This window comes from Mycoplasma simbae ATCC 49888, from assembly GCF_000702705.1.
GTDB classification, from domain to species: domain Bacteria; phylum Bacillota_I; class Bacilli_A; order Mycoplasmatales; family Metamycoplasmataceae; genus Mycoplasmopsis; species Mycoplasmopsis simbae.
Genome location: NZ_JNJG01000009.1, coordinates 59,965 through 68,914, shown reverse-complemented (window position 1 = coordinate 68,914; position 8,950 = coordinate 59,965). Strand labels below are relative to the sequence as shown.

The 8,950-nt window shown below is 31.4% G+C and carries 7 protein-coding genes and 1 tRNA gene; 5 read left to right on the top strand and 3 right to left on the bottom strand.

Features of this window, described 5'->3' with window-relative positions:
- Nucleotides 1-197 precede the first annotated feature (197 nt).
- Nucleotides 198-392 carry a 50S ribosomal protein L28 gene (rpmB, locus tag T329_RS0103135; RefSeq protein ID WP_029608975.1) on the bottom strand — a complete coding sequence of 65 codons (195 nt, stop codon included), beginning with the start codon at nucleotides 390-392 and terminating at the stop codon, nucleotides 198-200.
- Nucleotides 393-527: 135 nt separating this feature from the next.
- Nucleotides 528-1,499, bottom strand: coding sequence for a prolipoprotein diacylglyceryl transferase (lgt, locus tag T329_RS0103130; protein WP_029608974.1), 972 nt, complete (start codon nucleotides 1,497-1,499; stop codon nucleotides 528-530).
- Nucleotides 1,500-1,657: 158 nt separating this feature from the next.
- Here lgt and T329_RS0103125 point away from each other — a divergent pair.
- Nucleotides 1,658-1,747, top strand: a tRNA-Ser gene (locus tag T329_RS0103125).
- Nucleotides 1,748-1,865: 118 nt separating this feature from the next.
- Nucleotides 1,866-3,701 (top strand): ribonuclease J, encoded by a 1,836-nt coding sequence (locus T329_RS0103120; RefSeq protein WP_029608973.1) that lies wholly within the window; start codon nucleotides 1,866-1,868, stop codon nucleotides 3,699-3,701.
- Nucleotides 3,702-3,730: 29 nt separating this feature from the next.
- Here T329_RS0103120 and trmB read toward each other — a convergent pair whose 3' ends face one another.
- Entirely contained in the window at nucleotides 3,731-4,351 is a 621-nt protein-coding gene (gene trmB / locus T329_RS0103115) for a tRNA (guanosine(46)-N7)-methyltransferase TrmB (protein ID WP_029608972.1), read from the bottom strand.
- 98 nt (nucleotides 4,352-4,449) lie between these two features.
- On the opposite strand from trmB, the gene T329_RS0103110 reads away from it, so the two are divergent.
- From T329_RS0103110 to T329_RS0103100, 3 genes are all read left to right on the top strand, one after another.
- Nucleotides 4,450-6,612 (top strand): ATP-dependent Clp protease ATP-binding subunit, encoded by a 2,163-nt coding sequence (locus T329_RS0103110; protein WP_051630149.1) that lies wholly within the window; start codon nucleotides 4,450-4,452, stop codon nucleotides 6,610-6,612.
- 78 nt (nucleotides 6,613-6,690) lie between these two features.
- Nucleotides 6,691-7,452 (top strand): diacylglycerol cholinephosphotransferase Mf1, encoded by a 762-nt coding sequence (gene mf1 / locus T329_RS0103105; RefSeq protein WP_029608970.1) that lies wholly within the window; start codon nucleotides 6,691-6,693, stop codon nucleotides 7,450-7,452.
- Complete coding sequence (locus T329_RS0103100; protein WP_051630148.1) at nucleotides 7,442-8,731, top strand: glycosyltransferase; 1,290 nt, start codon at nucleotides 7,442-7,444, stop codon at nucleotides 8,729-8,731. Before mf1 ends, T329_RS0103100 begins: the two co-directional genes overlap by 11 nt.
- The last annotated feature ends 219 nt before the right edge of the window (nucleotides 8,732-8,950 follow it).

Below are 8,950 nucleotides of genomic sequence, written 5' to 3'. Positions count from 1 at the left end.
AAGAATCTTTGATTTTTATCAATATGAGAATATTTTTTACTATAATTCATTTATGTCCTTTCTAGTACCAGTAGATAGGGCATTTTTTTATTAAAAATGCAACACCAGTATTATATTACTAAGTGTTGCACTTGAATATACAATTTGGGATGCACAACTTTTTTAGTTGCGCATTTGTGTACGTACGATGATTTAAATTAAGCGGTTGCTGAATCTCTTCTTAGAGTTTTTAGAGTTTTAGCACTTACTCTTAAAGTAACAACTCTACCATCAATGTTTACTTTAATTTTTTGTAGGTTAACATTGAATTTTCTTTTTGAAGCATTCATAGCGTGTGAACGTTTATTTCCGGTTTGTGCACGTTTTCCGGTTAATTGATCTACTCTTGCCATATGGACTCCTTTCATGAATAATTAATTATTTAAAAAGTAAAATTATTATACAAAAAAAATGTTTTTTGATAATTATTTCATGGGACAATTTTAGCACAATTATCCAAAAGCAATAAAAAAACGCCGAAGCGTTAATTAAGAATTGACATATGTATATGCTGCTTTTTTACGATCGAATAATCTTGTTTTATTTACGTATTCAAGATATTTTTGTGGGTGTGCATATTGATATACATATCTGTATTTTTGTTTGGTTTTGACATAGTGAATTGGATTGAAAAATTCAAAGAAAATAAACATAATTGAACCCAAAGCAATGAAAATTAATGAAGCAACTGTATAAATTTCGTAAGCGTTTTGCCGTAATGGCTCTAAAGCCAATCTGACAACACCATATCAAACAAAGTATAGACCTGAATTAGCTCCTGGTTTTAATAGGCCAAATAAGTTAATTACTCACACTAGCAATAAGTAGCCAGTTAAGTTAGCAAAACCTTCGTATAGGAATAATGGATATCTGAATAATCCTGGTTGATTTAGTGATTGACTTAATGAGTCACTAATGAACATGTTTTGGGCAAATGTTTTACCAAAAATCAATACAGAAGAGCCATCTCAGTCTACTTTTCCATAAAGTTCATGGTTAGCATAGTTACCTCAACGACCAATAACTTGACCAATTAATACAGTTGGCACAATAAAATCAATAACTTTTCTAAAGTCTACTTCGTGGCGTTTGTGATAAACGTATAAACAGCCACAAATTAAACTTAAAATAACTCCACCTTGGATACTCAATCCCCCTTCTCAAATTTTGTATCAAGATGAAAAGTCAAAGTTAGGATCATATAAAGCTACTTCCACTAGATCTCATAGACGCGAACCAATAATTGAGGTTGGAATTACAATCACAATTAATGAATAAAGGATTTCTCATTTATATTTTTCTCTTTTTCAAAAAAAGCTAATTGTTAGAATTGCAGCTAGCATACCCAAAAGCATTGTGATTGAGTATGTACGAATTGGCAATGAGCCAATGTGAAAAAGTGTAGAACCTGAATTAGCTGGCACACCAGCCACAATACCGTATCTGTTATCAGTATTCATTCCACCTCCTTGTAGTAAAATTAATATTGAAATTTTACTATAAATTACTCATTCAAATCTAAATTAATTTATAATAGTTATGTATGCTGATTATTTTCAAAATAAAGTTGTTTCCTAAACACCTATAAAATCAGTATTTACGTCAATTTATACATGTTCGGTAGTTGCTCGAGTGGCTGAAGAGGTTTGTCTCGAAAACAAATAGCGAAGCAATTCGCTCAAGGGTTCAAATCCCTTACTACCGGCCATTTTTTATATTAATTTGTATTTAATTGTGGTATATTTAATAAATAAATATTTTGTAATATTTTTTGTAGAATTTTATTAAATAATTTTATTTTAATTTAAACATTTTTTGGAGGAAAGATGAAACCTACTAAATTAGTAGCAATTGGTGGTGTGCAAGAGATTGGTAAATCTTCATTATTTGTTGAATATGAAGACAATATTTTCATTATTGATGCTGGGATTAAATTTGCTGATACTGCTCAAACAGGAATTAAAGGAATCATTCCAGATTACACATATTTAGCTGAAAACCACGAAAAAATCAAAGGTTTATTCATCACACACGGTCACGAGGATCACATTGGTGGAGTTGTTTATCTAGTTAAACAAGTACCTTTAAAGAAAATTTTTGCACCTCGTATTGCTATTCAATATTTAAAACTTAAATTTGAAGAACACAAAGTACCAAGTGGTATCGAATTTGTTGAAATCGAAAAGTCAGCAGTTCATAAATTTGGATCTTGCTCTGTAGACTTTTGATCAGCTCAACACTCAATTCCTGATGCGTTTGGTATTAGAGTAAACACCCCTAATGGTTCAGTAATGTGTACTGGTGACTTCAGATTTGACTATAACCCAATTGGTGAAAGTTATACAGATTTTGCAAGATTAGACCAAATTGGTAAGCAAGGCTTAACAGTATTGCTTTCTGATTCAACCAACGCAATGAGACCATTCCACTCACCTTCTGAAAATGATATTTTAAAAGATATTGAAAAATACATGCGTGCAGCCACAAGAAAAATAATTGTTACTGCTTTTGCTTCTAACCTTACCAGAGTTAAGGCGATTATTGAATTAGCTGCTAAATTAGGCAAAAAAGTTGCTACATTTGGACGTTCAATGGTTAATGGTGTCAAAATTGGCCGTAAATTAGGCTACATTAAAGTTGACAGCAAGGTTTTAGTTGATAAAAAACAAGTTGCAAGCGTTCCTGAAAAAGATTTAGTTATTTTAACAACTGGTTCGCAAGGTGAACAATTAGCTGCTTTAGCGAGAATGTCATATGGGAAACACCAAAGCGTAAAAATTGAAAAAGGTGACTTAATCATCTTTTCATCAAGCCCAATTCCAGGAAACCACATGGTTATTGAATTATTAGTCAATAGATTGGCAAAATTAGGTGCTGATATTAAAGAAAACGGGGTTGATGGATATTTACATACCTCTGGGCACGCCTACAAACATGAACATGACAAAATTTTCCAACTAACTAAACCTAAATACTTTATTCCTTACCACGGTGAGTACAGAATGAGTATTGTGCACGGCCAAAGCGCAGTGCGTAATGGTGTGGACCCAAAAAGAGTCTTAATCCCTGAAAAAGGACGTGTATACCACATTATTGATCAAGAAGTGTATGAAACTAATGAAAAAATAGAATATGGTCCAGTTTATATTGATGGTCATAATGTTTTAAGTTTAAATGCTTCAGTGATTAAAGAAAGACAAAAATTAGCTGAAAGCGGTTTTGTCAACGTTACTTTAACAATTGATCGCCAAAATAAAAATATTATAGGTCGCCCTACATTGATTTCACGTGGTGCTTTCTATGTTAAAACTTCACTTGATTTAGTTATGGAAGCTAAAAGAGTTGCCCATGGAGCAGCCCTATATTACATTAAAAATACTGAAAAAATCAATGTTGTTGAATTAAAACAACTGATAGCAGAACGTTTAGAAAATCTTTTCTACAAAGAAAAAAGACGTAAACCTATTATCATTACTTCAATTTTGTTTACAGATGAAGAAGATGAACCAGCATTTGCTAACAGTTCAATTAGCTTTGTTAAAAAAGGTAAAGACGAAAACGAAACTACCAAAAAATTATTGCAAAATGTACGTGCAGAAATGTTTGGTGATCAAGAAGAAATTGATGATGATATTCATGATGATGAAGAAGATATCGAATAAGGCTCAGCCTTATTTTTTTATAAAAAAAGCTAAACCAATTTTGGTTTAGCAATTATGAAGTTAATATTTTTACCTAGCTGCGATCATTTCTTTTCATAGCCTGTCATTACATTATTTTGTGCGTGTATAGATGTGTGTAGATTTTGCCCAAAATCAATTATTTCTCAGTTGTTTTGGACAAATGATTCTAATGAAAATTCATATAACAAATCATTGTCAGATTTGAATTTAAGCACTGATTTTGAATCCATGATTGATTGATATTGATCCAAGAATGTTTTGTATGTTAGTCTGCGTCTAAAATGTCTAGCTTTAGGTCATGGATCACTAAAAGTTAATCATAATGTATTTAGACTTCCTTTGAATATTTCATTTAAATTATTAGCATCAGCCAGCACGATTTTAAAATTATTCAGTTCGTATTCCTGCGCTTTTTTAAGAGCTTTAGCAGCCACGGTTGCATATTTTTCTAAGCCATAATAATTTTTATCTGGATTTAACCTAGCTAATTCCACTATCATTTCGCCTTTACCCATCCCTACTTCCACTATGCTATTAGAGTCAAGAGTTATAGGGTAATTATTTGAATCATAATAATATTTTGATTCTTTAATTCTTTGTTCTGCATTTTTGTCAAATCTTAGTCTCATGCGTTTTATTTTATAGAAAAATGAGCCTAGCAAAAATTTTTATAATTTATTAGCACTCAAGGGGGAAGAGTGCTAAAATATTATGTAAAGGAGGTTGTATGGACTTTAATTTAGATGATTTATTAAATGGCATGAACCCAAATGGAAAAAAAGAAGATAAAGAAGATGTACTAAAAAAATATGGTCGTAATTTGACTGATTTAGCTACACGTAATGAGCTAGATCCAGTCATTAACCGTGACGAAGAAATTCGTAGAATGATACGTATTTTGAGTCGTAAAACAAAAAATAACCCAATTTTAGTAGGAGAACCAGGTGTTGGTAAAACTGCTATTGTTGAGGGCTTAGCTCGCAAAATTGTGGAAGGTCAAGTGCCCGAAAACTTAAAAGGTAAAGATGTTTTTGAGCTTGATTTAGCTTCGCTAATTGCGGGGGCAAGTTTTCAAGGTCAATTCGAGCAACGTTTAAAAGCTGTGCTTAAACGCATTGAAGAAAGCAATGGTGACATTATTTTATTCATTGATGAAATTCACATGTTGATAGGTACTGGTAAAACGCAAGATGGTGCAATGGATGCAGCCAACATTTTCAAACCATTAATGGCTAGAGGCAAATTACACCTAATTGGTGCTACTACATTTGACGAATATAGAAAATATATTGAAAAAGATGCCGCTCTTGAACGTAGAATGCAAAAAATTGACGTTCTTGAGCCTACTACTGAAGGAACGATTGCTATTTTAAGAGGTATTAAAGAAAGATTTGAAAATTATCATAACGTTAAAATTCAAGATGATGCTCTAGTAGCAGCGGCTAAACTTTCATCAAGATACATTTCAGATAGATTTTTGCCTGATAAGGCTATTGATTTAATTGATGAAGCTGCTTCAACAATTAAAACTGAAATCAACTTTAAACCTGAACAAATGGAAAAAACTCAACAAAAACTAGCTATGCTAGAGATGGAAAAAATAGCCTTGAGTTCAGATAAAGATTCAAAAAGCAAAAACAAAGATCGCTTAAGCGAACTAGATAAATTGATTGCTGATGAAACCAAAATTTTGAGTGAATATGAAGCTAAATGAAATTCAGAAAAACAACGTTTGGAAAAAATTTCAAACGCTAAATCTAAACTTGAAAATTTAAAACACGTATTATCAATTTATCAAAAAGAAGCAGATTATGAAAAAGCTTCAAGAGTTTTATATGTTGAAATACCAAATTTAGAAAAAGAAATTCAACAAATGGAACAAGAAATCAATGCTTCAAATTCTTCATTGATTAAGGATACTGTTACAAGTGAAGAAATAGCCGCAATTGTTTCAAAATGAACTAAAATTCCAGTAACTAAGTTGCTTGAAAGCGACAAAAGTAAATTGTTGAATCTAGAAAAAGATTTAAAACAAAGAATCAAAGGTCAAGATGAAGCTGTTAGAGCAGTTGCTAGAGCAGTTTTAAGGGCTAAAGCAAGTATAAACGATCCTAACCGTCCGTTAGCTTCATTTATGTTTATGGGGCCAACAGGCGTTGGTAAAACTGAACTTGCTAGAGCATTGGCTTACACATTATTTGATTCAGAAAAACAAATGATTAGAGTAGATATGAGTGAATATATGGAAAAACACTCAGTATCTAAAATTATTGGTTCGCCTCCAGGCTATGTTGGTTTTGATTCATCTAACTCACTAACTGAACAAATTCGTAAAAATCCTTACACAATCTTGCTTCTAGATGAGATTGAAAAAGCTAACAGAGAAGTGTTAAATATCTTGCTTCAAATCTTGGATAATGGAACCATAACAGATTCAAAAGGTAGAAATATTAACTGTCGCAACTTGATAGTGATTATGACTTCAAATATTGGAGCAGATACAATTTTAAAACCTTCTGTCAATGAAAATACAGATCCAAAAGCATTATTATTAAGACATTTAACTCCAGAGTTTGTGAACAGAATTGATGAAATCATCAAATTCAACAAATTAAGTGAAAATGCCGTCAAAGATATTGTTGTTTTAGAGTTAGAAAAATTAGCTAAACGTGTCCAAGAAGCTAAAGAAATAAAATTGAATTTTACTGATAAAGCAATTGATTTTATCTCAAAAGCTGCCTTTGATTCGCATTTTGGCGCTCGTCCAATTAGAAGATTTATTCAAAATAGAATAGAAAGTGTTTTGGCTTACAAAATTATTGATGGTGCTATTTCAGCGGGAAGTGAATACACGATTGATATTTTTGCAGGAAATTTTATTATTAGTTAATAACTTAAATGGCTTAGGCCATTTTTGTTTGCAATTATTCAATACATAATTTGATATCATTTACAAAACGGAGGATAAATGAACCTAAAACAGCAAAAAACGTTGGCTTTATTAAAAGAGTTTATAGCAATTATGGAAGAACATAATTTGCAATATTCATTGATTTATGGCACAATGCTTGGAGCTATTCGCCACAATGGTTTTATACCCTGAGATGATGATGTTGATGTTGTTGTGCCTAAATCTACATATGATTTCTTGGTTCAAAATTATCCAGATGTATTTTTACACAATAAAAATAGCAACAATTTCTTGCTTTTTGGTAAATTCACCCATGATTTAGAAACTAATGAAGATGCAATTTTTATTGATGTGTTTGTTGCTGTGCAAACTAGTGCTAAATTAATTAAAAAATACACATCCTTAAATAATCGAATACGCTATCTAAAAAACTATACACACAGACCTTTATTCAAGCGTCAATGAGGTATGAAAATACTCAAATTTGTATGTTTATGAACTTGACTAGCAAAAAAAATTACACTTGAGGAAGCGTACACAAAGCTTCATGATCCCAATGGTGACATAAGTTTAATAATCACATGACCGTTTAAAAGCGAAATACGCAAAAGTAGCTATCAATGTATTGATTTTAACAGTGTTTTCAAACATGATTTTGAAGATATACAAGCCAATGTATTCACTAATTATGAATCTATGCTCATTCAAACTTATGGTAATAATTGAAATATACCCAAAAAATTCGTTTTATCTACGCATCTAGGTATGTATGATATAGATGTGTTTACATTTAAAAAGAAGGTGAAAGATGAAAAATAAGCAACTTTGAAGAACAAAAGCTGATATCGTGGCAATGCAATCAAGACCATTAAGAGTATTAATGGTTGGTGATTCATTCATTCCGATGGTTGATGGTGTTATTAGAGTTATGGAAAACTACATTGAGCAATTTCAACGTAAAAACGTTGAGTTTTTAGTCTTAGCACCCGCCTATAGTGATTATGATATTAAAAATGATGAAAAATTAGGTTATAAACCTATGCGTATTAAATGTAGTCTTGTTCGCTGAGGTGGTTATCAGGTAATTAGAACCCCTTTAGTAAAAGAAGAACTAGAACAAATTGATAAATTTAATCCCGATATTATTCATGTTCACTCACCATTTTTTGCTGGAAACATTGGTTTGCAGCTGAAAAAACGTTACAATGTTCCACTAATTTTAACTATGCACACTAACTTTAAGGAAGCAATTACTAAATCATCAAATAGTGAATTGGTGGGTCAAATTGGCGGACTATTAGCACAACAATTTGTTAAAAATTGTGACTGTGTGTTCCACGTTTCAAAAACATCAATGCAACAAAGCGGTTTTGATTTAAATGTTTCTAAACACGAAGTAGTAAATAATGGAACTAAGTTTAAATATCCAAATAATGCCAGCGAACTAATAACACTTGCTAAAGAACGCTTTAACATCGACACAAACAAAAATAATTTATTATTTGTTTCGCGCTTTGTGTGAGAAAAAAACATTAAGTTTTTATTGGACAGCTTCAAACTTGTGCTTGAAAAAAATCCTAATTTTAGCCTGACAATGGTTGGTGGCGAATGACGCTACGATGAAATAGTTGAATACGCTAAACAAATTGGTGTTTATGACCACATCATTTTCACTGGTGTTGTGCGAGATTTTAACTTGCTAAAAGGATTATATTTATCACACGATTTATTTGTATTCCCTTCTGTGTTTGATACTTTTGGTTTAGTAGTTCATGAAGCTGCTTCACAAGGCTTAGCTAGCTTAGTAATAGAAGGTTCAGCAGCTGGCGAAACTATCACTGATGACGATACTGGTTATTTATGTGTTGAAAATGAGCAGGCTTATGCTAATAAAATTCTTGAAATTTTTGAAAACAAAATTCGCTTAAGAATTGTGGGTCAGCATGCTAAAGCCTTACCATTAAAATGAAGTGACATAGTAGATTTTTCAATTGAACAATACTATCAAGTAATAAAAGAATACTATAAAAAGTTTCGTTCTGAGCGTTTGGAGAAATTAGCAACTCAAATCCGCAAAAAATTTTCGCACACTTTATAGAGAATTTTTAATGCACGCAAAAGTGCATTTTTTATTGAAAAAATGTGTAATGGATGAGTAAATAATGTAAATTAATGCGAAAAAATTTTTGTAAATGTAAAAAAACATAGCTTTTAGAGCCAATTTTTTTGTTACATGTAGCCAAAAAAGTATATCATTAAGACGATAAACAAAAATGGTTATCACAACGTATAAAAAATAAAAAACATAAGATAAGAA